The following is a 23,940-nucleotide window of genomic DNA, read 5'->3' as shown; positions in this document are numbered from 1 at the left end:
CATGTCCGAGCTGCCGACGCGACGAGAGCGTCGACTCGCCGAGGTGAGTCGTGCCCGCGCCGCCGCCGCCGAACCGGCGACGGTCGCGATCGACCTCCGTGCACCCCAGCCGGTGCCCGAGGTCGTGACCGGCCGTCGCCGTGACCGCGGTGGTCCGGCCGAGGAGCGCACCCGGGTGCTCGGCATCCTCAACGTCACCCCCGACTCGTTCAGCGACGGCGGTCTGCACCAGGCCTACGACGCCGCCGTGCAGCACGCACGTGACCTCGTCGCCGCCGGTGCCGACGTCATCGACGTCGGTGGCGAGTCCACCCGGCCCGGGTCCGAGCGCGTGCCCGTGCCCGTCGAGCAGGAACGCGTGCTGCCGGTCGTGCAGCAGCTCGTCGCCGAGGGCATCCCGGTCAGTGTCGACACGATGAACGCCGCGACGGCCGAGCGTGCCGTCGACCTCGGTGCCGCCATCGTCAACGACGTCTCCGGCGGCCTCGCCGACCCGGACATGGCCCGCGTCGTGGCGTCCACGGGCGTCGGCTTCGTCGTCATGCACTGGCGGGGACACAGCGACCGGATGTACCGCAACGCCGAGTACACCCACGCCGTCGAAGAAGTCCGTCGCGAGGTCGAGCTCCGCGTCGCCGAGCTCATCGTGCTCGGCGTCCGGCAGGAGCAGGTCGTCATCGACCCGGGCCTCGGCTTCGCCAAGCACGGCGTGCAGAACTGGGAGATCCTGGCCGGCTACGAGCGCTTCGCCTCCATCGGCCTGCCGGTGCTCGTCGCCGCCTCACGCAAGCGGTTCCTCGACGGTGTCGGGAGCCCCGAGGGCGCTCCTCCCAGGGAGCGCGACCTCGCCACCGCCGCCATCAGCCTGCTCGCCGCCGAACGCGGCGCGTGGGGTGTGCGCGTGCACGACCCGGCACCGACCCGTGCCGTGCTCGACGTCTGGGACGCCTGGAGGGCAGCTCGATCGTGAACGACACCATCCGACTCACCGGGGTCCGCGCCCGCGGACACCACGGCGTCTTCGACCACGAGCGCGAGGACGGCCAGGACTTCGTCGTCGACGTCGCCGTGGAGCTCGACGCCCGTGCGGCCTCGGGCAGCGACGACCTCGACGCCACCGTGCACTACGGCGTGCTCGCCGAGCAGGTCGTCGCCGAGATCGAACGCGACCCCGTCGACCTGATCGAGACGCTGGCCGAGCGCATCGCCGCGGCCGTGCTCACCCACCGTGCCGCGCTGGCGACCGAGGTCACGGTGCACAAGCCGCAGGCACCGATCACCGTGCCGTTCACCGACGTCTCGATCACCATCCACCGCAGCCGCGGCGCCACGGTGCCGGACGAGGAAGAAGAATGACCCACCGGGTCGTCGTCGCCCTCGGTGCGAACCTCGGTGACCGGGGGAGCACCCTCCGCGCGGCGGCCACCGCGATCGCCGCCCTGCCCGGGGTGGTGCCGGTGGCCTCGAGCCGCGAGGTCGAGTCGGTCGCCGTGACCCTGGACGGGCTCGACACCTCGAAACCCCGGTACCGGAACGCCGTCGTGGTCGTCGACACCGACCTCGAGCCGCAGCCCTTCCTCGACGTCCTGCACGGCATCGAGGACGCCCACGGCCGCACGCGCGAGGTCCGGTGGGGTGACCGCACCCTCGACCTCGACGTCGTCGCCGTGGACGACCTGCGGATCGCCACGGACACCCTGGTCGTGCCGCACCCCCGGGCAGCGGAGCGCGCCTTCGTGCTCGCCCCGTGGCTCGACGCCGACCCCGAGGCCGTCCTGCCGGGCGCCGGACCGGTGGCCGACCTGCTCGCCGCCGTGGGGGACGACACCGAGCGCGTCGACGAGCCGCGCCTGTTCGCGGAGCCGGCACGGGCCTCCCGACCGGCGGGGAGCGCGACCAGCGCATGAAGCCCACCCGCGCCTCCACGCTGCTCAGCATCGCCGTCGTGACGGTGGCCGCCGGGTTCGCCCTCGACGCCGTCCTGGCGTCGCGCCAGCTGCCGACGTTCCTGTTCTCGCTCCCGCTCGGCATCACGCTCGCGTTCATCGGCGTCGCCGTCGTGCTGATGGCCAGGCCGGTGCGCCGCCACGCACGCGAGGGCGCCGGGCGGCAGCGGCCCGTCGACCCGCTCTACGCGACGCGGGTCGTCGTGCTCGCGAAGGCGTCCAGCATCTGCGGCACGCTGCTCGGTGGGTTCGCCCTGGGCCTGGTGCTGTACCTGCTGACCCGTTCCGCGACGCCTTCGCTAGGCTCGACCCTGCCGAACGTGATCGCCGTCGGGGGCGGGATCGTCCTGACGGTCTGCGCACTGGTCGCGGAACGGATGTGCGTCGCACCCCCGGGTGACGACGACGACCGTGACGATCCCCGCAACGGCTCGACGACGGTGAACTGACCGAGCAACCCCAGGAGGCCCGCGATGCCGCGTGAACGACTCGACGAGCCGGGCCTCGGCCTCGGTGGGATCTCCTGGCACCGGGTGTCCACGAAGCTCGTGTGGACCGAACTCATCGCCACGCTCGTGATCGGTGTCGTGCTCACCGCGGGCTTCGTGCTCATCGGCGTCGTCAACGACGGGTTCGGTTCCGGGGCCGGCACCGTCTGGCTCTCCGTCGGCATCGCGGTCGCGGTCACCACGGCGATCACCGCCGCGCTCACGCCCCGACGGGTCCGGGCCATCGGCTACGCGCTCCGCGACGACGACCTGGTCGTGCGCCGCGGGCTGATGTGGCAGCGCTTCACGGCCGTGCCCTACGGCCGGATGCAGCTCGTCGACGTCGCCCGGGGCCCGCTCGACCGGGCGCTCGGCATGAGCGAGCTGAAGTTCGTCACCGCCGCCGCCGCGACCAACGTGCGAATCCCCGGTGTGCCGGCAGCGGACGCCGACGAGCTGCGCGACCGCCTCGTCGAGCTCGCCGAGTCCCGTCGCGCCGGACTGTAGGGGCCGTTCGTGACCTTCCGACCCGGCACCCCGCCGCCCGCTCCGCCCGCGCCGCCCACCGGGGGCAACGCGGCCGCCGCGGCACCCCTGACCGACGGCGAGTGGCACCGCCTGCACCCGCTCACCCCGCTGCTCAAGGGCGGGATCTTCCTCATCGTCGTCCTCGGCTACGTGCTGAACAGCCTGCGGGACCAGCTCGTCGAGTTCTTCATCCCCGGCGACCAGCAGGAGGACGGTGACCCGGTCCGGTACGTGTACGAGCACGGCGTCGTCGGCTGGGTCCTGCTCGGCATCGTGGTGCTGCTCCTGGTGCTGATCGGGCTGTTCTACCTGTCCTGGCGCATGCACGAGTTCCGCGTCACCGGCGAGATCGTCGAGGTGCGCTCCGGCGTGCTGTTCCGGAACCACCGCAAGGCCCGGCTCGACCGGATCCAGGGCATCAACATCCAGCGGCCGCTCGTGCCCCGGGTGTTCGGTACCGCCAAGCTCGAGATCGCGCAGGCCGGCAACGACGCCAACGTGCAGCTCGCCTACCTCGGGGTCCGCGCCGCCGACGACCTGCGGCAGCGGATCCTGGTGCTGGCGTCCGGCGCCAAGGACGACGACGGCCACGGTGGTCCGTCGCGGCAGTCGCACGGCGCACTGCAAGACCGCGTCGACGAGATGTTCTCGCCCGAGCTCGACCCGGCGGCCGTGCACGCCACCCGCATCGTCAAGGTGCGCCCGGGGCGGCTGATCGCGTCGATGCTGCTGTCCGGCACGACGCTGTTCCTGCTGCTCGTCATCGCCGGCATGATCGTCAGCGTCGCCCTCACCGGCGAGTTCGCGGTGCTGTTCGGGCTGTTCCCCGCCGTCCTCGGTGCCGGCGGGTACTACGTCCGCAAGTTCTCCCGCTCGTTGCAGTACACGATCGCCGAGACGCGTGACGGCATCCGGATCGGCTTCGGGCTGGTCTCGACGTCGAACGAGACGCTGCCGCCCGGGCGCATCCACGCCGTGAGCGTCGCGCAGCCGCTGCTGTGGCGCCCGTTCGGCTGGTGGGACATCCGCATCAACCGTGCGACGAGCGCCGGCAACGGGGCGTCCAGCAACCAGCAGGTGTCCTCGATCGTGCTGCCCGTGGGCACGACGGCGGACGTCCGCGAGGTCCTCGACATCATCCTGCCGGGGCTCGTCGGCACCGTCGTCGCCGGCCCCGAGGCCTCGCCGGAAGCCCTGCGCGAGGGCGCGGCCGAAGCCGTGGACGTCGTCGACGACAGCCTCACCACCTCGGGTGACCGCGGCGGCTTCGTGCACTCCCCACGGCGAGGCGCGTGGCTCCGCCCGTTCGCGTTCCGGCGCAACGGCTACCGGTTCGTGCAGGGCGCGGTGCTGCTGCGGCTCGGCGCCGTCTGGCGGTCGCTCGTCATCGTGCCGCTGCCCCGCGTGCAGAGCGTCAAGGTCGAGCAGGGACCGCTCGAGCGTGCCCTGCGGCTCGCGACCGTCCACGTCCACACCGTCGCCGGTCCGGTCTCGGCACGCATCGGCGCGCTCGACGCGCGTGACGCGCAGCGCTTCTGGTCCGAGACCACCCAGCGCGCCGTCGATGCCGCCGCCGTCGACACGACCCACCGCTGGCGCGAACGGGAGGCCCGCCCCACGTCCGCCACACGCGCTGCGGACGCACCGTGGCCCGGGTCCGGAGCCCCTGCCGGGCCCGCCGCGGCCCACCGGCAGGACGCCGCGCCTCCCGGCCCGGGGTGGGGCGACGTCCCGCCCACCGGAGCCGCACGATGAGGGCCGGGCGTCTCGGGGTCGGCATCGTCGGCGCCGGACGGGTCGGACCCGTCCTCGGAGCAGCCCTGGCGAACGCGGAGCACGCCGTCGTCGGCGTGACCGCCGTGTCGGAAGAGGGCCGCGACCGTGCCGAGGCGATGCTGCCCGGCGCCCCGGTGCTCGCGACGCCCGACCTGGTCGAGCGCAGCGAACTCGTCCTGCTCGCGGTGCCGGACGACCAGCTCGCCTCGCTCGTGCAGGGGTTGGCGGACGCCGGCATCTGGCAGCCCGGGCAGCTCGTCGTGCACACCAGCCCGGACCACGGCGTCGGCATCCTCGCCCCGGCGATGGCGGCCGGCGCGATCCCGCTCGCGATCCACCCTGCGATGGCGTTCACGGGCACCAGCGTCGACCTGTCACGGCTCCGTGACGCGTACTGCGCGGTGACCGCCCCGGCACCCGTGCTCCCCATCGCGCAGGCACTGGTGGTCGAGATGGGCGCCGAGCCGTTCGTCGTGGCGGAGGGCGACCGGCCCGCGTACGCCGATGCGGTGCGGGCGGCCGTGAGCTTCTCGACGGCTATCGTCGACCAGTCCGCAGGCACCCTGTCCGGCATCGGCGTCGAACACCCGGGTCGCGTCCTCGGGGCGCTCGTCCGCTCCGCCGTCGACAACGCGCTGACCGCGGCCGACGGGCAGTCGAAGCTGTAGGTCGGGGTCGGGGTCGGGGTCGGGGTCGCGGTCGGTCGGCGGTCGGTCATGACTCCCCGCTCAGTTCCCCCGAGTGGTCACGACCGGTCGGTTGCGAGCGCTCCGGCCGACAGATCGTGACCGGCGGGCGTGACGCGTGCGGGGTGTTGTGACCGCGGCCTCGGCTCCTGGTCCGGCGGGCACGGTTCCGGGGCGGGAGCGTGGCGCGGGTAGCATTTCCCCCGACCCCCACGACCATCGGAGCCGCACCCGCATGACCGACGAGACCGTCACCCCCGACACCGCGATCACCGACGCCGCCGCACTGGCCGAGCAGGAGACCAGCGAGCAGCGACAGGTCCGGCTCGACAAGCGGGCGAAGCTGCTGGAGTCGGGCATCGAGGCGTACCCCGCCGAGCTCCCCCTCACCACGACGATCCCGGCCGTGCGCGAGCAGTACGCGCACCTGGAGACCGGCGAGGAGACCCAGGACGTCGTCGGCATCGCCGGCCGTGTCGTGTTCTCGCGCAACACCGGCAAGCTCTGCTTCGCGTCGCTGCAGTCCGGCGACGGCGCACGCATCCAGGCGATGGTCTCCCTGGCCGAGGTGGGGGACGACTCCCTCGCCCGCTGGAAGGAGTTCGTCGACCTCGGTGACCACGTGTTCGTGCACGGCCGCGTGATCTCCTCGCGCCGCGGCGAGCTGTCGATCATGGTCGACGACTGGGCGATCGCGGCGAAGGCGATCCTGCCGCTGCCGAACCTGCACAACGAGCTCAACGAGGAGACGCGGGTCCGCCAGCGCTACCTCGACCTCATCGTCCGCGACGAAGCCCGCGCCACCGTGCGTGCCCGAGCTGCCGTGATGGCGTCGCTCCGCCAGACCTTCACCGCCCACGAGTACCTCGAGGTCGAGACCCCGATGCTGCAGACCCAGCACGGCGGCGCCTCGGCCCGACCGTTCGTGACGCACTCGAACGCCTTCGACACCGAGCTGTTCCTGCGCATCGCCCCCGAGCTGTTCCTGAAGCGGGCCGTCGTCGGTGGCATCGACCGGGTGTTCGAGATCAACCGCAACTTCCGGAACGAGGGTGCCGACTCGTCGCACTCGCCCGAGTTCGCGATGGTCGAGGCGTACCAGGCGTACGGCAACTACGAGCAGATGGCCGACCTGACCCAGGAGCTCGTGCAGAACGCGACCCGCGCCGTCACCGGTGGTGCGCTCGAGGTCACCCTGCCCGACGGCAGCACCTACGACCTGGGTGGCGAGTGGCCCCGCATCGACATGTACGGCTCGCTGTCCGAGGCCGCCGGGCGCGAGATCAGCCCGGAGACCCCGCTGTCCGAGCTGCAGGCGCTCGCCGAGGCCGAGGGCGTCGAGGTCGCCCACGCCACGCACGGCAAGTACGTCGAGGAGCTCTGGGAGCACTTCGTCATCGACTCGCTCGACCGTCCGACCTTCGTGATGAACTTCCCGGTCGACACCTCGCCGCTCACCCGGCAGCACCGCACCCGTCCGGGCGTCGTCGAGAAGTGGGACCTGTACGTCCGTGGCTTCGAGCTCGGCACGGCGTACTCCGAGCTCGTCGACCCGGTCGTGCAGCGGGAGCGCTTCGTCGAGCAGGCGAAGCTCGCGGCCGGCGGCGACCTCGAGGCGATGCGTGTGGACGAGGACTTCCTGCGGGCGCTCGAGCACGCGATGCCCCCGTCGGGCGGCATGGGCATGGGGATCGACCGCCTGCTGATGGCCATCACGGGTCTCGGCATCCGCGAGACGATCCTGTTCCCGCTGGTCAAATAACTCCGAGTCCACCGGGGTACGATGCTCGGGTGCCTGATGGAGTCGTAAGCGGGATCGTCTTCGCCCTGACGCCGACCATCGTCGTCGGCCTGATCTTCTGGTTCGTGATGCGCGCGATCATGCGTGCCGACCGGACCGAGCGTGCCGCGTACGCCAAGGTCGAGGCCGAAGAGCGCGCCCGCTTCGAGCGCGAGCACGGTCGTCCCGCGCCGGCTCCGACGCCCGGCGAGTAGCCGCCCGCGCACGATCCACTTCACCCCGTGTTCACCGCGCGGTGTGATCCTGTCGCGCATGCCGACCTCCCCCGATCCCGTCGACGACCTCGACGACCTCGACGTGGAGGACGCCTTCGGCCACCGGGTGTCGGGCACGTCCGGCGCGCCGAACGGCACGGACGGACCCGGCGGAGCCACCGGCGTCGCCGACGGTGGAGCCCTCGACGACGAGGGCGACGTCGACGACCTCGACGTCTGAGCGCCGACCGACCGTCACACACCGTTCACCTCGCCGACGCGTGCCGGGGTGAGCATCGTCCGCATGGCAACCACCGCACATCCCTTCACGGGCCGCAGCCTCGTCGGGGACATCGAGAGCGAGTACGACGAGTTCGACCGAGACGCCGACCTCGAGGTGTCCAAGCGCCGGGACGGGTGGCTCGAACCCTCCTGGTGACCCCCACCCATCCCTTGTTCGGGGTACGACGACCAGATCACACTGATCGGGTCGCACGTACCCCTTTTGCATGTCCGGAGTACGCAGTCCCTCGGGGTACACGGTTGGAAACGCTGGTGAAACACGTCTGCAACGCCGGAAACACGGCAGTTCCGGCTTGATCCGGGGCCTGATGGGGGACCAGACTGGCGGTGTGCTGTACCCCGCTGGGGATGCTGCCGAGGGTGAAGCACGGAGATCCCTGAGAATCGCTCCGAACGATTTGTGGGGTACACCTCCGGGCCGCTTTACTCATCAGCACCCCCCGGTACCACCCCACGAAGCCATCACCGTCGAACGCAGGGAGAAACACCATGACGATCGCAACGGCTGCACCCAGCACCACCCGCCGCACCGCCACCAAGAAGGCATCGGCATCGAAGACCGCGACCGCCGAGTCCGCCACCACCTCCCTCGACACCGAGGTCGAGGCCGACGAGCAGCTCGCCGGTGTCCGCGGTGCCTCGGTCGACCAGGTCGGCGACTACCTCCGTCACATCGGCCGTCTCTCGCTCCTCACCGCCGAGGAAGAAGCGCAGATCGCCCGCCGCATCGAGGTCGGGCTCTTCGCCGAAGAGAAGCTCGCCACCGAGAAGGGTCTGGCGAAGACCCTGCAGCGTGAACTCCGCTGGCTCGTCCGCGACGGTGAGCGCGCCAAGGAGCGCATGATCACCTCGAACCTCCGTCTCGTCGTGAGCATCGCCAAGCGGTACTCGCAGCGCGGCCTGCCCTTCATGGACGTCATCCAGGAAGGCAACCTCGGCCTGGTCCGCGCGGTCGAGAAGTTCGACTTCACGCAGGGCTACAAGTTCTCGACCTACGCCACCTGGTGGATCCGCCAGGCGATCTCGCGTGGTCTCGCCGACAAGGCGCGCACGATCCGCATCCCGGTGCACACCGTCGAGCTCATCAACAAGATCTCGCGCACCGAGCGTGACCTGACCGTCGACCTCGGCCGCGCGCCGATGCCGGAAGAGGTCGCGGCCGAGCTGAGCATGAGCGTCGAGGAACTCGTCGACCTCAAGGGCCGCTCGCACGAGCCGGTCTCGATCCACACGGTCGTCGGCGACTCGGACGACAGCGAACTCGGTGACTTCATCGAGGACGAGGACGCCGCCAGCCCGAACGAGCTCACCGAGACGACGCTGCTGCACCGCGACATCCGCTCCATCGTCTCCGAGCTGCCGAGCGACGAGGCCAACGTCATCCGCATGCGCTACGGCCTGGACGACGACAAGCCGATGACGCTCGACGAGATCTCGAAGATCGTGCACACGACCCGCCAGGCGGTCAGCCGGGTGGAGTCGCGCGCCAAGCTCCGCCTGTTCGCCAAGGCGGTCTCGCAGGACATGCAGCTGTACCTGACCGACTAGGTCAGTGGACTTCGGCCGGCACGCTCACCCGTGTCGGCGCGGGGAAACCGGGTCGTTCTGTGGGAAGACGATCCGGTGGGGTGATGGGACGGCCCGCTCGAGCACTGCTCGAGCGGGCCATTCACGTCCCCGGGGCACCCGCCCGCGGTGTCAGTCGTCGATCTCGCGCCGGAGCTTCTGCCGCAGGTCGCTCGGGATGAGCTCGACCAGCTGGTCGGGCCGCACCGGCAGGTCGAGCAGGCTGAGCTTCACGCGGCCGGTGCGCCCGTGCCGCTCGGCGTCGAGGCGCACCACGCTGCCGGCGTCCTTGCGGAGCCGCATGTCGATCTGCGCCCCGGTCGCGACCTCGCCGACCACGAGCCCGTCGACCTCGAGCGCTGCGCTCCTGGTGCCCTCGGCGATGTCGAACCGGTAGCGCTCGCGCGCGGAGAGCACCACGGAGCGGTCGATCCCCGCCATCGGCGCGACCGGGGTCACCACGGAGCCGGAGAGTGCGGGGGAGAGCACCGGGCCGCCGGCGGCGTAGTTGTACGCGGTGGAGCCCGCCGGAGTGGCGGCCACGATGGCGTCGGCGCGGTAGTACCCGTACCCGAGGCCGCCGACGCTCAGGTCGGCCGAGACCTGCCCGGAGCCGGGCCGCCGCACGATGGTCAGGTCGTTGAACGCCAGGTAGTCGGTGCGGGCGCCGCCCCAGGACAGCCGGGCCTCGAGCGCGTGGTGCGGCTCGAGCTGGTACTCGCCGGCGGACAACCGGTCGAGCGCGCTCTCGAGTTCGGGCGGTTCGATCTCGACCAGGAACCCGACGTTGCCGTAGTTCACGCCGAGGACGGGCACGGGGCGGCTCGCCACGAGCCGCATCGCGCCGAGCATGGTGCCGTCGCCGCCGAGCGCCACGACCAGGTCGACGCGGTCGGTGAAGTCGTCGTCGTCGACCACCTCGACCCCGCCACCGATGCGCTGGGCGTCCGCGCGGCGGGCGAGCAGTTCGCCCTGGCCGGACGCGTTCCAGCGCTGCAGGGTCGTGACGGACTCCTGCACGTTCTTGGTCGGGTGGACGACGAGGCCGACGACGGGCTGCTCCATGAGCGGATCGTACCGAGCGGACCTCCGATACGGGCTGGTCGATCGAACAGGTATGCGATATTCTGAATACATGCAGACCGCTCAGCTCTCCGTCGCCCTCCCTTCCGTCCGGCACGGCCGCGAGATCGTGCTGCTCGCCGACCTCGAATCCCACGAGTCCGGCTTCGGGTTCGTCGACGCCGAGCACCTGCTCCTCGCGGCCGTCACCCTGTGTGCCGGCACGCCCCGCTTCCGGCCGGTCCTCGACGCCCACCGGGTCTCGCCCGACGCCGTCCGGGCGAGCATCCGCGCGTTCGTCGGGGCGCACACCACCTGCCCCGGCGAGCACGACCGGGTCGCCTGCACACCCGCTGCGATGCGCGTGCTCGCCCGAGCCGCGACGATCGCCGGCCGATCGGAACGCATCCGGCCGCCGCACGTCGTGCTCGCCGTGCTCGACGCCGTCGACGACCCGCTCGCCGGATCGGCGCACGACGTCCTCGACGCCCTCGGCGTCGACCCGCGCCGCTTCCGACGTGACCTGCGTCGCGCGGTGCGGCGCGCCTGACCCAGCGCGGCCACAGAGCAGACGGGAGGCCCGTGGCGGGATCGCCACGGGCCTCCCGGCTGTACGGCGGACCCGCCGCTGGCGCGTCGGTTCGGTACCGGCGGCGGGGCCCGGTCCGTCTCGTCGTTCGCTCACTGCGCACAAGACGCACGTCGGTCACGCCCACGGCGAACAGGGGCAGCCCGCGGGGGGAGCGCTGGTTACTCTCGAAGTACTTGGCCGGACTCACACGAGACCGGCACAGCGTCGGCTCCGCTCATCAGGGGCCAAGGGAGAGCACATGTTCGAGAGATTCACCGACCGGGCCCGTCGTGTTGTCGTCCTCGCTCAAGAAGAAGCGAAGATGCTCAACCACAACTACATCGGCACCGAGCACATCCTCCTCGGCCTCATCCACGAGGGCGAGGGCGTCGCCGCCAAGGCGCTGGAGTCGCTGGGCATCTCGCTCGACGCCGTGCGCGAGCAGGTCCAGGACATCATCGGGCAGGGCCAGCAGCAGCCGACCGGGCACATCCCGTTCACGCCGCGCGCCAAGAAGGTGCTCGAGCTGTCCCTGCGTGAGGCGCTGCAGCTCGGCCACAACTACATCGGCACGGAGCACATCCTGCTCGGCCTGATCCGCGAGGGCGAGGGTGTCGCAGCCCAGGTCCTCGTGAAGCTCGGCGCCGACCTGAACCGGGTGCGCCAGCAGGTCATCCAGCTCCTGTCCGGCTACCAGGGCAAGGAAGCGGTCGCCGTCGGCGGCGAGCAGCAGCAGAACGCGCAGCAGGGTTCGCAGGTCCTCGACCAGTTCGGTCGCAACCTCACTCAGGCCGCGCGCGACGGCAAGCTCGACCCCGTCATCGGGCGCGAGAAGGAGATGGAGCGGGTCATGCAGATCCTCTCCCGCCGCTCCAAGAACAACCCCGTCCTGATCGGTGAGCCCGGCGTCGGCAAGACCGCCGTCGTCGAGGGCCTCGCCCAGGCGATCGTCAAGGGCGACGTGCCCGAGACGCTGAAGGACAAGCAGCTCTACTCGCTCGACCTCGGATCACTCATCGCCGGGTCCCGCTACCGCGGTGACTTCGAGGAGCGCCTGAAGAAGGTCACGAAGGAGATCCGCACCCGCGGCGACATCATCGTCTTCATCGACGAGATCCACACGCTCGTCGGTGCCGGTGCAGCCGAGGGCGCGATCGACGCCGCGTCGATCCTCAAGCCGCTCCTCGCCCGCGGTGAGCTCCAGACCATCGGTGCCACCACGCTCGACGAGTACCGCAAGCACTTCGAGAAGGACGCCGCACTCGAGCGTCGCTTCCAGCCGGTGCAGGTCAACGAGCCGTCGCTGCCCCACGCGATCAACATCCTCAAGGGTCTGCGCGACAAGTACGAGGCGTTCCACAAGGTGTCCATCACCGACGGTGCGATCGTCGCCGCGGCGAACCTGGCGGACCGCTACGTGCAGGACCGCTTCCTGCCCGACAAGGCCATCGACCTGATCGACGAGGCCGGCGCCCGCCTGCGCCTGTCGATCCTGTCGGCGCCGCCGGAGCTCCGCGAGTTCGACGAGAAGATCTCGACGGTCCGCGGGTCGAAGGAAGCCGCCATCGAGGAGCAGGACTTCGAGAAGGCCGCGAGCCTGCGCGACGAGGAGAAGAAGCTCCTCGGCGAGCGTCTCCGCCTCGAGAAGCAGTGGCGTGCCGGTGACGTCGCCGCGTCCGGCACCGTCGACGAGGGCATCATCGCCGAGGTCCTGGCGCAGGCCACGGGCATCCCGGTGTTCAAGCTCACCGAAGAGGAGACGTCGCGTCTCGTCTTCATGGAGAAGGCACTGCACGAGCGCGTCATCGGTCAGGAAGAGGCCATCTCGGCCCTGTCCAAGACCATCCGCCGCACCCGCGCCGGCCTGAAGGACCCGAACCGTCCCTCCGGCTCGTTCATCTTCGCCGGCCCCACGGGCGTCGGGAAGACCGAGCTCGCCAAGGCACTCGCCGAGTTCCTGTTCGACGACGAGGGTGCGCTGATCTCCCTCGACATGTCGGAGTTCGGTGAGAAGCACACCGTGTCCCGCCTGTTCGGTGCCCCTCCCGGGTTCGTCGGGTTCGAAGAGGGCGGCCAGCTCACCGAGAAGGTGCGCCGCAAGCCGTTCTCCGTGGTCCTGTTCGACGAGATCGAGAAGGCCCACCCGGACATCTTCAACTCGCTGCTGCAGGTGCTCGAGGAAGGCCGTCTCACCGACGGTCAGGGCCGCGTCGTCGACTTCAAGAACACCGTCATCATCATGACCACGAACCTCGGTTCGCAGGGCATCGCCGGTGGCCCGGTGGGCTTCCAGGTCGAGGGCGACTCGGCCGTCGGCTACGACCGCATGCGCGGCAAGGTCAACGAGGAGCTCAAGAAGCACTTCAAGCCCGAGTTCCTGAACCGTGTCGACGACACGATCGTGTTCCCGCAGCTGTCGCAGCCCGAGCTGCTGCAGATCGTGGACCTGTTCGTGAAGCGTCTGGCCGACCGCCTGCTCGACCGCGACATGACCGTCGAGCTCACGCTGCCGGCCAAGGAGCAGCTCATCAAGGTCGGGTTCGACCCGTCCCTCGGTGCTCGGCCCCTGCGTCGCGCGATGCAGCACGAGGTCGAGGACCAGCTGTCCGAGCACATCCTGCAGGGTGAGCTCAACGCCGGTGACCACGTGAAGGTCGACTTCGTCGACGGTGCGTTCCACTTCGAGACCGGGCGTCAGCCGGGCCGCGAAGAGGTCCTCGCCGGTGCAGCCGCGGTCGAGGCCGCGACCGACACGCCCCAGGGCGAGATCGAGTCCTAGGACCTGACACTCCACGAACAGGAGGCTCGGTGCCAGCTGGCACCGGGCCTCCTGTCCGTTCTCGGGTCGCGTCCAGATCTCCACCCGCCGATCTGCGCGTCGTGCGCCCATCGGCCCCCGTCCGGGGGTACTGTTGTGGCAACGCGCGAGACGTTCCCCCCAACTCCTCGCGCGTCGCGCTCGACCGGTTCCCCCCAACGGGTCGAGACGCAGCCGGCCCCGGTCTGTTCGCAGACCGGGGCCGTTGCACGTTTCAGGGGTGGTGCCTCCGGTCGGTGGTGCCTGCGGTCGGCCGTGCGTGCGGGCGGGCGTCCGCCGCGTCAGGCGGCGTCGGGCAGCTGTGCGGCGAAGTCGCGGACGGCGCGCTCCCAGCGCTCCGGGTCCTCGTTCCACTCCAGCGTGTGCGGAGCCGTGCGGAAGGCGAGGGTGGTGGCACCCGACCGTGCAGCCACCGTGGCGACGTCGTCGGCGGCGACCAGGGCGTCCGCCTCGGAGTGGATCAGCAGCGTCGGCGTCGCGGAGTCCTGCCAGGTCGTCGTCGTGACGGGCATCGAGGCCCCGGCGAGACGGGACAGCACGTTCGTGGTCGCGATGCGGCCGGCGACGGTCCCGACGAAGGCGGGCAGGCGTGCACCACGGACGGCGCCGCGGAGTGCCGAGGCGACGTCGAGCAGCGGGGAGACGGCGACGATCCCGTCGACGTCCACCCGGCCGGCGGCGACGGAGCAGGCGAGGGCTCCGGCGGACCAGCCCTGCAGGACGACGCGTCGGGCACCGCGCGCACGCGCGGCGCGGACTGCGGTGACGATGCGGTCGGCGGCCCCGGCATCGAGGGAGCGGAGCGGCAGGTCGGTGGTGTCGATGACCTGGGACGACGCACCGAGCGAACGCCAGACCCCGACGCCCCGCAGCACCTGGCGCGGGCCGAGGGACTGTCCGTGCACGTGGACCACGTGGGTCGTGGGGGCCTCGGGCTCGGAGCCGGGCACGTCGTCCGGTCCGTCGTACCGCATGGCGTCCCAGGCCCACTCGCCGGTCGGCACGGGGCCGGTCGCACTGCGTCGGACGGTGTCGCCGTCGCCGCTGGCCCCGTCCTGGGTGCTCGCGGTGGTGATCGCGCCGACCTGCACCCGGGTACCGTCCCGCTGCAGGTCGTAGGTGCCCGGCAGGCGGGTGTCGCGGGTGGCGGTGAGCTCGACCTCGGTGTCCGTGGCACGGCGGACCGTGGCGGTCGCCGTGTAGGGCGTGGGGAACAGCAGCCGCCGTGCGACGAAGGCGCTGAGGCCGAGCGTGCCGACCGCCCCCGCTGCGGTGCCGAGTGCCGTGATGCGTGCGCCGGTCATGTGATCTCCCTGAGTCGTGCCGTGGTGAGCGTCGCAGCGGCCGGCACTGCCTGCCCGGCCTCGCGCGCGCGGTCTTCGATCTCGACGGAGAGCCGGTGCTGCCGGCTCCGCCACTGGCGACGCTGCCACACGATCGTGAAGTAGAGCCCGGTGTTGCCCGAAGCCGTCTCGAGCCGACGGAGTTCCGGCTCGAGGGCGCGGAACCGGCGTCGGGCGGCCCGCCAGTCGCGGAACTCCCGAGCGGCGTCGGGCAGCACACCACCGGCCGCACCGATGGCGAGCAGGACCATCGAGCCGAGGAACACCGGCGTGTAGAGCTTCGACAGCACCCCCACCGCGCCGTCGGCACCGGCGACGTGCACGGCGTCCAGGGCGATCGCGATGCCGGCGAGGAGCACCAGACCGGCTGCCCCGACGACGAAGAGCCAGTACAGGCGGCCGAGCCCGTCCCCGCTCCGGAACCCGCGCAGCACGGCGACGGCCGACCGGGCGATGACGATGGCGATGTAGGTCATCTCGACGGCCGAGTACAGCGCGGTCGGCAGCTGGTCGCCGTAGACCACCATGAACTGCGCCGTCGGGGTCGGTGCGTCGATGCGACTGAACAGCACGACGAGGGCGACGAGCACGAGCACGCAGCCGATGATGCGGCTGGCGCGCAGGAGCTTGGCGGAGCGCGCCGCAGCCTCGACGGACTGCGCGAGGGCGAACATGCCGCACACCATCAGGCAGCGGCCGATCAGGTCGGCGATGTTCGGCACGTTCGTCACGCCGGCGAGGAACGTGGTGACGTCGGGCTGGTTGATCGTGAGCCCCACCGCGACACAGCTGCAGCAGACCATCAGCCAGGTGACGCTGGCCGACTGGGTGCGCACGAGGAACAGCCGGACGACCAGGACCGCCAGGATGAGCCAGACCGGGATCGATCCCCAGACGTGCAGTGTCATCGCATCACCGGAAGATCCCGGGGTGACCCTCGGGGTCGAGCAGCCCGATCCGCAGCGCGAGCTGGTCGGCGACGAGTTCGACGGCCTGCTCGTGCGGGGTGTCCAGCGAACGGGTGAACGCCGTCCGGCCGGTGAGCAGCCCCGTGTACGCCTGGTGGTCGCAGCCGGTGTCGTCCATGAACACGTGGGCGAGCTCGTGCAGCACGCAGGCGACCCGGGAGCGCTCGGACAGCCCGGGGCGCGTCTCGAGCAGGGCGTGGTCGGTGCGCTGGATGAGCCGCGCGGACAGGTCGCCCGGCAGCTCGGTGGTGCGCACGTGGATGGGCTTGCCGAGCGCCGCCTCGGCCCGCGCGGTCAGTTCCGGCAGGGTCAGCCGGCGGGGGAGCCCGAGACGCTGCACGCGACGACGGGCCTCGGTCTGCCGGCGCAGGGCGCCGAACCGGTCGCGGTACCCGCTCACGGGGTGCCGCCCGACTCGTCGAGCCGACGCAGGTGGTCGGTGAAGTCGCGGATCTCGTCCGCCGAGGCGAACTCGCCCAGACGCCGGGTGGCGAACGCCACGACCTCGCGCTTGCGCAGTTCGAGCACGAGTTCGAGCTGCGCCTGCACCCGCTCGGGCACGTCCGTGTTGCCGGCGGCGTCGGTCAGGTACTCCGCCGGGACGCCGAAGTAGGCCGCCAGGGCCGCCAGGAGTCGCTGGTCACGGACGGCCGGACCGTTGCCGCCGAGCATGTAGCCCCAGCGCGGTCGACTCATCGACGCACCCTGCGCCTCGATCTCGGCGGCGATCTCCTTGTACGGGGGTCGCTGACCCGAGTTGGCCTCGACGACGTCCATCAGGAGCTGCAGTTTGCGCGACAGTTCCCGACGGTGTGCGTCGTCGTCGTTGTACTCGATCACGTGTCCCCACTCTCACATCTGTCTCAGACATGATAAAACTGATCCAGCGCGTCAGCCGGTGTCACCACTCTGCCAGGCTCGCGCTCGCTCGTCAGGTCGGCATTTCGATGGGGGGATGCCGAACGGGGGACGACGAACGGGAGGCGCGGTGCCAGCTGGCACCGCGCCTCCCGTTCGTCGTGTGGTGCGGACTACGCCTGCACGTCGCCGCGCCAGCCCGGCTGGGTCGGCGCGTTCTCGACGCGCTCCTTGTAGTTCTGCAGGTCCTTCTTGACGGCGTGGCCGCCGACGCCCACGGCGGAGCCGAGCTTCTCGAGGAAGCCGGACGGCTCCCAGTCGATCTGCACGGTGACGCGCGTCTCGTCGTCCGAGAGCTTGTGGAAGGTGACGACACCGGCGTGGTCGGTCTCGCCGTCCTTCACGGTCCACGCGACACGCTCGTCGGGGTGCTGCTCGGTGATCACGGCACGGAACTCGCGCTCCTGGCCGGCGACCTTCACGGTCCAGTCGGTGGTCTTGTCGTCCACCTGGACGATCTTCTCGACCTCGTCGAGGAAGTGCGGGAACTCCTCGAAGCGGGTCCACTGGTCGTAGGCCGGGCGGACGGGGACGTTGACGTCGACGGTTTCGATGATCTGAGGCATGTACCGGACGGTAGGCCGATCGACCTGGGCGGCACTCAGCAGCGCTGTCCCCCTGCGACACCAGTAGTGTGGGGCGGATGACAGAGCACGGGAAGCACGCGTTCCACGAGCGCGACGACCACGGGATCCTCGTGCGTCCGGCGCTCGCGTCGGACGTCCCGCACATCCAGCGACTCATCGCCCCCTACGTCGACCGGCGCATCCTGCTCGGCAAGGAGAACGTCGCCCTGTACGGCTCGATCCAGCAGTTCCGGATCGCCGAGGGTCCCGACGGCACCCCCATCGGGTGCGGCGCGCTCGCCGTCTTCTGGGACGACATCGCCGAGGTCCGCACCCTGGCCCTCGACGAGCAGTGGATCCACAAGCGCGTCGGGCACCGGATGCTCGAGGCGCTCGAACACGACGCCCGCGAACTCGGCGTCGCCCGGATCTTCTGCCTGACCTTCGAGGTCGACTTCTTCACGAAGCACGGGTACCTGGAGATCGGCGAGAGCGTCGTCCCGCCCGAGGTCTACGCCGAACTGGTCCGCTCGTCGGACGAAGGGGTCGCGGAGTTCCTCGACCTCGCCCGGGTCAAGCCGAACACCCTCGGCAACACCCGGATGCTGAAGAACCTCTGACGCTTTCTCGTGCCGCCCGGCGGGGTGGCCGTGCGTGGCCCGCGCCGTTGTCTACCCTGTGCGCATGTCGTCGTTGCGTCACCCCGTCGGACCCGAGAAGCCGGTCGTCTACTGGCGTCGCCGGGCGCTCGTGCTCGGGGCGCTGCTGGTCGTCGTCCTGGTCGTGGTGCTCATCGTCGTCGGGCGGGGGAGCGGGGCCACTTCGGCGGCGCCGAGTGCGTCGGCCTCTGCCGGTGCCGGGTCTGGTGCCGGTGCGTCGTCTGCCGGGTCTGCCGGTTCCGGTTCTGGGTCCTCGCGGTCTGCGGCGCCGAAGTCGTCCGCCTCGGCTGCTGCGACGAAGCCCGCTGCTGCCGACGGCTCGACCTGCACGAAGGACCAGATCGTCCTGACCCCGGTGCTCGACAAGTCGGCGTACGGCCCCACCGAGGACCCGAAGATCGCGATGTCGATCAAGAACTCGGGCACGAACTCCTGCCACCTGGACCTCGGGTCGGCGCAGCAGGTGCTGACGATCAGCTCCGGCCAGGAGCAGTACTGGTCGTCGAAGGACTGCCAGACCGGCGGCACGAACCAGGACGTCACGATCAAGTCCGGGCAGACGCTCACGACCCCCGCGATCGCGTGGGACCGCACCCGCTCGTCCACGTCGACGTGCGACTCGTCACGGCCGGCCGTCACCGCCGGGGGAGCGAGCTACCACCTGCAGGTCGCCGTCGGGAACCTCGTGTCGAAGACCTCGGCGCAGTTCATCCTGCAGTAGGCGGCGGGTTCGCGGTTCGCGGTACGCGGTTCGCGATCCGTTCCCTTCCGCTGCGCTGTGCCGATCAGGGGCGCCGGGAACAGCAACAGGCCCCGTCGTCCGAAGACGACGGGGCCTGTTCAAGCTGATGTGATCAGCCGAGGACGGTGATGTTCTCCGCCTGCGGGCCCTTGCGGCCCTCGGTGATGTCGAACTCCACCTTCTGGTTCTCCTCGAGCGACTTGTAGCCGTTGCCAGCAATCGCAGAGAAGTGCGCGAAGACGTCAGCGCTGCCGTCGTCCGGGGCGATGAAGCCGAAGCCCTTTTCGTTGTTGAACCACTTGACGGTACCGGTAGATGCCATGATGGCGTTTCCTTAGCTTTCTTGCTTCCGCCAAGGTGCAGATGCACCGACGGAGACCCCGACGTACGTCGACGGGGGTAATGCGCCACGCGGGCAGGTGCCGGCGGGACGGGTTCGGGGTCAGGCCTGTCGGCCAGTGACCCTGGGGCCCGGGTTGAGGGGCAAACCACCTCGCCCGGACGTTGAGCGCCGCCGAAGCGGTTCCATCAGGCTAGCGTGCTCTGGGCCGACTGGCTACCCGTGCGTCCCGGAACGTCGAAAATCTGGTGGAATTGAGCTGATGGCAGACAAGGAACAGCGCTTCCGCAGCGAACAGCTCGAGGAAGCCCTCGCGAAGCAGGACGTCGCCGCGGTGGCGTTCGCGCTCCGCCACGACATCGTGATCGTCCCCCGGCTCGTCACCGGCAAGAAGGACATGCAGGTGCGGGTGTTCGGCCGTGAAGGGTCGGACAAGCGCATCCTGCTGCTGTTCTCGTCGGCGGACGCCTACACGGCGATGGTGCCGGACGAGAAGATCCGGCAGGTGATGGTCTACGACGGACCGCGGCTGGAGGAGTTCCTGGCCGCCCACCTCGACATGCTCGAGGGCGTGTTCTTCGACATCGCCGGCCCGCACACCATGCAGGCTGCACCGGCGGACCTGCTGGCCGCTTTGCGCGCGTAGCGCCTCAGAACGCGCGGTCGAGCTCGCGTTCGCGCGGGGACTGCGTCATCGAGAAGGCCACCCGCAGGGCCTCGCGCAGGTGCCCGGAGTCCGAGCCGAGCACCGTGGTGAACCCGAGGCGGGTGGCCTCGTTCACGCGTTGCTTCGTGCCCGTGGCCGGACGGATCTCGCCGGCGAGGCTGATCTCGCCCACGGCTGCGAGCGTGTGCGGGTACGGACGGTCTCGTGCGGCGCTCGCGAGGGCCAGCGCGATCGCCAGGTCGGCGCCGGGCTCCGTGAGCTTCATGCCGCCCACCGTGGACACGTAGACATCGGCGTCGGACAGCTTCAGGCCGGCGCGTCGTTCGAGGACCGCGAGCAGCATCGCCACACGGGAGGCATCGACACCGTTCACGACCCGGCGTGGCTGCGGCGCGGAACTCGGGACGATGAGGGCCTGCACCTCGACCGGCAGTGCTCGACGCCCTTCGAGTGCGACGGTGACGCAGGTGCCGGACACCGGGGTGGTGTTCTTCGACATGAACAGGCCGCTGGGGTCGGGGACCTCGTGGATGCCGTCGCCGCCCATGTCGAAGCACCCGACCTCGTCCGTGGGGCCGAAGCGGTTCTTGAGCGCCCGGACGAAGCGCAGGGCGGTCTGCCGGTCGCCCTCGAAGTGGCAGACGACGTCGACCAGGTGCTCGAGCAGCCGCGGGCCGGCGATCGTGCCGTCCTTCGTGACGTGGCCGACGATGAGGACGGGCAGGGCGCGGTCCTTCGCGATGCGGATCAGGGTCGAGGCGACCTCGCGCACCTGGGACGTGCCGCCCGCGATGCCGTCGATCGAGCTCGACGAGATGGTCTGCACGGAGTCGGCGATGAGCAGGTCGGGCTGCACCTGGTCGATCTGGCCGATGATGACGCCGAGGTCCACTTCGCTCGCCAGGTACAGGTCGTCGTGCATCGCCCCGGTGCGTTCGGCACGGAGCCGGACCTGGTCGACGGACTCTTCGGCGCTGACGTAGAGGACGCGTTTGCCCGAGGCCGCGGCTCGCGAGGCGACCTCGAGCAGCAGGGTCGACTTGCCGACACCCGGCTCGCCGCTCAGCAGGACGGCCGCACCCGGCACCACGCCGCCGCCGAGGACGCGGTCGAACTCGCCGATGCCGGTCTGCCAACGCTGCACCGAGGTGCCGCGGGCTTCGGTGATCGGTCGTGCGGCCCGGGCGCCGGTGACGGCGACCGCGGACGTGCCCCGTGTGCTCGCCGACGCCGCAGAGCTGTCCTCGACGGTGCCCCAGGTCTGGCACTCACCGCACCGGCCGACCCACTTGATGCTGGTCCAGCCGCACTCGGTGCAACGGTAGAGGGACTGCGGGCGCGCCATGTCGTCGAGGCTAGGCCGTACGGCCGACATCACCGGCGCGGTCGCCCGGCTCGTCCGGTCCGCCGTGTCCGCCCGACTCGTCGCCGTCGTCGGGGACCGCGATCGACCCCGTCATCCGGTGGCGCAGGCGCTCGACCGGTCCCGGAGCCTGCCGTGAGGCGTGGTCGAGCGCCTCGGCGCCGTCGGTGTCCTGCTCGGCGCGGGCGTTCGCCACCGCCCCGGCTTCACGACCGAGGTTCTCAGCCTCGCGCACGGACAGGTAGTGCCGGATCGCCGCCACGGTGTCGACCCGGGCGTCGACCGCCGGCTCGAACGCGCTCGCCCAGACCTCGTAGCCGCGGTCGTTCGGGTGGAAGAGGTCGCCGTAGCTGTTGAAGAAGGTGCGGCGGACACCGACGCGCTTCGTGATGGTGTGCAGCGGCGCCACCGTCAGCCCGAACTCGTCGGCCACGCGGTGCACGATCTCGTTCGCCACCGCCACCTTGCGCTCCCGGTCCGGCACGAACATGCACGGCAACTCGGCCACCACTGCGTGCGAGGGGACCGCCCCGTAGATCGCCCGGATGTTCCGCTCGAACTTGTCCGGGTCGAAGTCGGCGATGTCGTTCGCCCCGATCGACACCGTGCAGATGTCGGGCGCGTAGTGCCGGAGCTTCGGCAGCTGGTCACGCTTCGCGCCCCACGTGGTCGAACCGGAGACGCTGAGGTTCACCACCCGCACGGACATGTGCGAGCGGTGCCGGATGCGCCGGGTCAGGAGCCCGACGTAGCCGCGGCCGGGGGCGGTCGCGCCGACGCCCTGTGCCGCCGAATCACCGATCGCCACGTAGAGCAGCTGCCCCTCGTGCTGCTGTCGTTCCCGCCACCAGTCGGCGTGGATCGGGAGCATGTCGACGACCCGTTGCGCCGCTGCCCGTTGGCCCTTCACGCCAGCGCGGGCACCGACGGCTGCGGCACCGACGACGCCGAGGCTGCCGATGACGGAGGTGAGGAGTGCGATGAGCGTGCGGGATCTCATGCCGTGGACGGTACGCCCGCCGGTCTTGCCGGAGACGAGGAGGACCTGTGGGTGTGGGGAGAGCCCTGCAGGTGACCGCCTGTGGAGGGCGATCCGACCCGGGGTGTCATCACGGGCCTCCCGGATCGTGTAAACTCTTTCCCGGTACCGTGTCCGAGCGGCCGAAGGATCATGTCTCGAAAACATGTGTGGGGGCAACTCCACCGTGGGTTCAAATCCCACCGGTACCGCCACAGGGCGATTCACGGAACTAGATGAAGAGATTCACGGAACTCGTGAAGCCCGCAACGAAGGCCCCCGGGGATTCCCCGGGGGCCTTCGTTGGCAGTGTCAGCATTCGACGGCGCCTGTGCGCGCCCAACGTTCCAACCTGTCGTCGCCGTGCCACGAACGCAACGCGATCAGATGACCGTGACTGGGTGGTCCGGAGTTTGCCATCTCGGCCACCTACTGACAGGGGGCAGGCCCTTGAACCTGTCGCTGAAGGCCCTCGGGATTCCCAGAGGGCTTTCGTGAGTGTTGCCCCGCCGGTCATGCTCATGTCGATGCGGCGACGCCGGGAGGTCACGGATGTTGGGACTGCAGCAACTCCGTAACCGTCGCAGCTGAACTGCGGACGGGTTCGGCGCCGTTGGGCTTCCCAGTAGTCTGGTGGTTCGGCGTCATGTCGTCGGGGGAGGGGGTCCGTAATGCCTTTGCCGACTTCCGCGTTCGGTGTGGCAGTCATCGTCGTGATGCTCATACCGGGGCTGGTGTACGGCCTGGTTCGTCGCGGCCTGCGAGGCTTTCAGTACGACGACCTGACTCTTGATGCGCGTATCGCGCAAGCCCTTGTCATTAGCGTTTCACTCGACGCCGTCTACCTTGTTGCCGTCGGTACCTGGCTCACCTCAGTGGTGACGATCTCGGGTTCCGAGGTTGTCATCGGAGCGCCAATTCCGGTTGGACTTGCTGTTCTCGTTGGGGCGATCTGTGTGCCCGCTTTCCTAGCCGCGCTTCGCTACAGCCCGTTGCGGCTTCAACGAAACGAAGCGTTCCGCGAGGGTGCGGGCGCGCAAGTAGGGCGCGTGACCCGACGTCTGCAACAGATCAGACGGCGGATGCCTGTACGGCTCCACCGAATGGTGTACTACGACTCCGTTCCAACGGCGTGGGACTGGGCAGCGACGAATCCGTCGCAGCGGCTCGTCCGTGTGCGGCTCACGGACGGGCGCTTCGTCGGCGGGTTCTTCGGTCCGGGGTCGTACGTAAGCACCTATCCGGAGCCCCGAGACCTCTACCTGAGTCACCAGTACGAGATGAAGGATGACGGTTCGTTCGCTGGTCCGCTGCCTGGTACGGCAGGATTGTGGTTGAGGATCAGCGACGAGCACATCGTTGAGTTTCTGGAACCTTCTTACACAGCAACTGAACTGCAGGAGAAGCAAGATGGCTGAAAACGACGGCTCGAATTCGCTTACCCATGGCGCTGGTGCGACAGGGCACTTCGGTGCGCGAACGGGGCGGGTGTCTGAGGGGGCGCGGGGTGCGGCCGCGCCGCAGGCGCGTGTCGTGCTTCCGACTGGTCCGACCGCGCCGTCGGGTATCTCGCCGGCACCGGTTGCTCGGCCGGTGAACAACGCACCGAAGGAGTAG

Annotated in this window: 27 protein-coding genes and 1 tRNA gene; 19 read left to right on the top strand and 9 right to left on the bottom strand. The window is 70.3% G+C overall.

The window, feature by feature from the left end:
- Position 1 precedes the first annotated feature (1 nt).
- The 12 genes from folP (at position 2) to BIU95_RS00275 (ending at position 9,270) form a co-directional block, all read left to right on the top strand.
- The gene (gene folP / locus BIU95_RS00325; RefSeq protein ID WP_017887684.1) at positions 2-970 is read left to right on the top strand and encodes a dihydropteroate synthase; all 969 of its coding nucleotides are present in this window, start codon (positions 2-4) and stop codon (positions 968-970) included.
- The gene (gene folB, locus BIU95_RS00320; RefSeq protein ID WP_017887683.1) at positions 967-1,356 is read left to right on the top strand and encodes a dihydroneopterin aldolase; all 390 of its coding nucleotides are present in this window, start codon (positions 967-969) and stop codon (positions 1,354-1,356) included. The genes folP and folB overlap by 4 nt, the downstream gene beginning before the upstream one ends.
- On the top strand, positions 1,353-1,907 hold the full coding sequence (folK, locus tag BIU95_RS00315; RefSeq protein ID WP_071249849.1) for a 2-amino-4-hydroxy-6-hydroxymethyldihydropteridine diphosphokinase: 555 nt from the start codon (positions 1,353-1,355) through the stop codon (positions 1,905-1,907). Before folB ends, folK begins: the two co-directional genes overlap by 4 nt.
- A complete protein-coding gene (locus BIU95_RS00310) occupies positions 1,904-2,395 on the top strand; it encodes a DUF3180 domain-containing protein (protein ID WP_017887681.1) in 492 nt (163 codons plus the stop codon). Before folK ends, BIU95_RS00310 begins: the two co-directional genes overlap by 4 nt.
- A 24-nt stretch (positions 2,396-2,419) precedes the next feature.
- A complete protein-coding gene (locus tag BIU95_RS00305; RefSeq protein ID WP_056072434.1) occupies positions 2,420-2,941 on the top strand; it encodes a PH domain-containing protein in 522 nt (173 codons plus the stop codon).
- 9 nt (positions 2,942-2,950) lie between these two features.
- Positions 2,951-4,717 carry a PH domain-containing protein gene (locus tag BIU95_RS00300; RefSeq protein ID WP_071249847.1) on the top strand — a complete coding sequence of 589 codons (1,767 nt, stop codon included), beginning with the start codon at positions 2,951-2,953 and terminating at the stop codon, positions 4,715-4,717.
- Positions 4,714-5,406: a Rossmann-like and DUF2520 domain-containing protein gene (locus tag BIU95_RS00295; protein WP_071250364.1), complete on the top strand. Its 693-nt coding sequence runs from the start codon at positions 4,714-4,716 to the stop codon at positions 5,404-5,406. The genes BIU95_RS00300 and BIU95_RS00295 overlap by 4 nt, the downstream gene beginning before the upstream one ends.
- A gap of 253 nt (positions 5,407-5,659) precedes the next feature.
- On the top strand, positions 5,660-7,186 hold the full coding sequence (gene lysS, locus BIU95_RS00290) for a lysine--tRNA ligase (RefSeq protein WP_071249845.1): 1,527 nt from the start codon (positions 5,660-5,662) through the stop codon (positions 7,184-7,186).
- Between the two features lie 29 nt (positions 7,187-7,215).
- The gene (locus BIU95_RS00285) at positions 7,216-7,419 is read left to right on the top strand and encodes a hypothetical protein (RefSeq protein ID WP_017887676.1); all 204 of its coding nucleotides are present in this window, start codon (positions 7,216-7,218) and stop codon (positions 7,417-7,419) included.
- 58 nt (positions 7,420-7,477) lie between these two features.
- Complete coding sequence (locus BIU95_RS00280) at positions 7,478-7,660, top strand: hypothetical protein (RefSeq protein WP_139179570.1); 183 nt, start codon at positions 7,478-7,480, stop codon at positions 7,658-7,660.
- A gap of 63 nt (positions 7,661-7,723) precedes the next feature.
- Complete coding sequence (locus BIU95_RS19145; protein WP_258320880.1) at positions 7,724-7,858, top strand: hypothetical protein; 135 nt, start codon at positions 7,724-7,726, stop codon at positions 7,856-7,858.
- Positions 7,859-8,211: 353 nt separating this feature from the next.
- Positions 8,212-9,270, top strand: a complete 1,059-nt coding sequence (locus tag BIU95_RS00275; protein WP_017887673.1) for a sigma-70 family RNA polymerase sigma factor — start codon at positions 8,212-8,214, stop codon at positions 9,268-9,270.
- A 150-nt stretch (positions 9,271-9,420) separates the two neighbouring features.
- Here BIU95_RS00275 and BIU95_RS00270 read toward each other — a convergent pair whose 3' ends face one another.
- Positions 9,421-10,353, bottom strand: coding sequence for an NAD(+)/NADH kinase (locus tag BIU95_RS00270; RefSeq protein ID WP_017887672.1), 933 nt, complete (start codon positions 10,351-10,353; stop codon positions 9,421-9,423).
- A gap of 70 nt (positions 10,354-10,423) precedes the next feature.
- On the opposite strand from BIU95_RS00270, the gene BIU95_RS00265 reads away from it, so the two are divergent.
- Both BIU95_RS00265 and BIU95_RS00260 read left to right on the top strand, forming a co-directional pair.
- Positions 10,424-10,900, top strand: coding sequence for a Clp protease N-terminal domain-containing protein (locus BIU95_RS00265; RefSeq protein ID WP_071249843.1), 477 nt, complete (start codon positions 10,424-10,426; stop codon positions 10,898-10,900).
- A gap of 280 nt (positions 10,901-11,180) precedes the next feature.
- Positions 11,181-13,700, top strand: coding sequence for an ATP-dependent Clp protease ATP-binding subunit (locus BIU95_RS00260; RefSeq protein WP_027467068.1), 2,520 nt, complete (start codon positions 11,181-11,183; stop codon positions 13,698-13,700).
- A 320-nt stretch (positions 13,701-14,020) separates the two neighbouring features.
- Here BIU95_RS00260 and BIU95_RS00255 read toward each other — a convergent pair whose 3' ends face one another.
- The 5 genes from BIU95_RS00255 to BIU95_RS00235 all read right to left on the bottom strand — a co-directional run bounded on the left by BIU95_RS00255 (position 14,021) and on the right by BIU95_RS00235 (position 17,534).
- A complete protein-coding gene (locus BIU95_RS00255) occupies positions 14,021-15,043 on the bottom strand; it encodes a hypothetical protein (protein ID WP_071249842.1) in 1,023 nt (340 codons plus the stop codon).
- Positions 15,040-15,990, bottom strand: coding sequence for a hypothetical protein (locus BIU95_RS00250; protein ID WP_071249840.1), 951 nt, complete (start codon positions 15,988-15,990; stop codon positions 15,040-15,042). The genes BIU95_RS00255 and BIU95_RS00250 overlap by 4 nt, the downstream gene beginning before the upstream one ends.
- A gap of 4 nt (positions 15,991-15,994) precedes the next feature.
- Positions 15,995-16,450 carry a hypothetical protein gene (locus BIU95_RS00245; RefSeq protein ID WP_071249838.1) on the bottom strand — a complete coding sequence of 152 codons (456 nt, stop codon included), beginning with the start codon at positions 16,448-16,450 and terminating at the stop codon, positions 15,995-15,997.
- Positions 16,447-16,890, bottom strand: coding sequence for a hypothetical protein (locus BIU95_RS00240; RefSeq protein ID WP_017887666.1), 444 nt, complete (start codon positions 16,888-16,890; stop codon positions 16,447-16,449). The genes BIU95_RS00245 and BIU95_RS00240 overlap by 4 nt, the downstream gene beginning before the upstream one ends.
- A 191-nt stretch (positions 16,891-17,081) precedes the next feature.
- Positions 17,082-17,534 (bottom strand): SRPBCC family protein, encoded by a 453-nt coding sequence (locus BIU95_RS00235; RefSeq protein WP_071249837.1) that lies wholly within the window; start codon positions 17,532-17,534, stop codon positions 17,082-17,084.
- Between the two features lie 77 nt (positions 17,535-17,611).
- On the opposite strand from BIU95_RS00235, the gene BIU95_RS00230 reads away from it, so the two are divergent.
- Together BIU95_RS00230 and BIU95_RS00225 are read left to right on the top strand one after the other, a co-directional pair.
- The gene (locus tag BIU95_RS00230; protein WP_042536938.1) at positions 17,612-18,154 is read left to right on the top strand and encodes an amino-acid N-acetyltransferase; all 543 of its coding nucleotides are present in this window, start codon (positions 17,612-17,614) and stop codon (positions 18,152-18,154) included.
- Positions 18,155-18,218: 64 nt separating this feature from the next.
- Positions 18,219-18,914: a hypothetical protein gene (locus BIU95_RS00225; protein ID WP_071249835.1), complete on the top strand. Its 696-nt coding sequence runs from the start codon at positions 18,219-18,221 to the stop codon at positions 18,912-18,914.
- Positions 18,915-19,047: 133 nt separating this feature from the next.
- On the opposite strand, the gene BIU95_RS00220 is transcribed toward BIU95_RS00225, so the two are convergent.
- Positions 19,048-19,257 (bottom strand): cold-shock protein, encoded by a 210-nt coding sequence (locus BIU95_RS00220; RefSeq protein WP_017887662.1) that lies wholly within the window; start codon positions 19,255-19,257, stop codon positions 19,048-19,050.
- A 280-nt stretch (positions 19,258-19,537) separates the two neighbouring features.
- On the opposite strand from BIU95_RS00220, the gene BIU95_RS00215 reads away from it, so the two are divergent.
- Positions 19,538-19,921, top strand: coding sequence for an SseB family protein (locus tag BIU95_RS00215; RefSeq protein WP_017887661.1), 384 nt, complete (start codon positions 19,538-19,540; stop codon positions 19,919-19,921).
- A 4-nt stretch (positions 19,922-19,925) separates the two neighbouring features.
- Here BIU95_RS00215 and radA read toward each other — a convergent pair whose 3' ends face one another.
- Entirely contained in the window at positions 19,926-21,287 is a 1,362-nt protein-coding gene (gene radA / locus BIU95_RS00210) for a DNA repair protein RadA (protein ID WP_017887660.1), read from the bottom strand.
- A gap of 10 nt (positions 21,288-21,297) precedes the next feature.
- Positions 21,298-22,305: an SGNH/GDSL hydrolase family protein gene (locus BIU95_RS00205; RefSeq protein ID WP_071249833.1), complete on the bottom strand. Its 1,008-nt coding sequence runs from the start codon at positions 22,303-22,305 to the stop codon at positions 21,298-21,300.
- Positions 22,306-22,448: 143 nt separating this feature from the next.
- Here BIU95_RS00205 and BIU95_RS00200 point away from each other — a divergent pair.
- Positions 22,449-22,538, top strand: a tRNA-Ser gene (locus tag BIU95_RS00200).
- Positions 22,539-22,994: 456 nt separating this feature from the next.
- Positions 22,995-23,741 carry a DUF6338 family protein gene (locus BIU95_RS00195; RefSeq protein ID WP_139179568.1) on the top strand — a complete coding sequence of 249 codons (747 nt, stop codon included), beginning with the start codon at positions 22,995-22,997 and terminating at the stop codon, positions 23,739-23,741.
- The last annotated feature ends 199 nt before the right edge of the window (positions 23,742-23,940 follow it).

Origin of the sequence: Curtobacterium sp. MCBA15_007 (genome assembly GCF_001864905.1) — a bacterium.
Taxonomy (GTDB): domain Bacteria; phylum Actinomycetota; class Actinomycetes; order Actinomycetales; family Microbacteriaceae; genus Curtobacterium; species Curtobacterium poinsettiae.
Note: the sequence above shows the minus strand (reverse complement) of the source record. Positions and strands in the feature narration are given on the sequence as shown.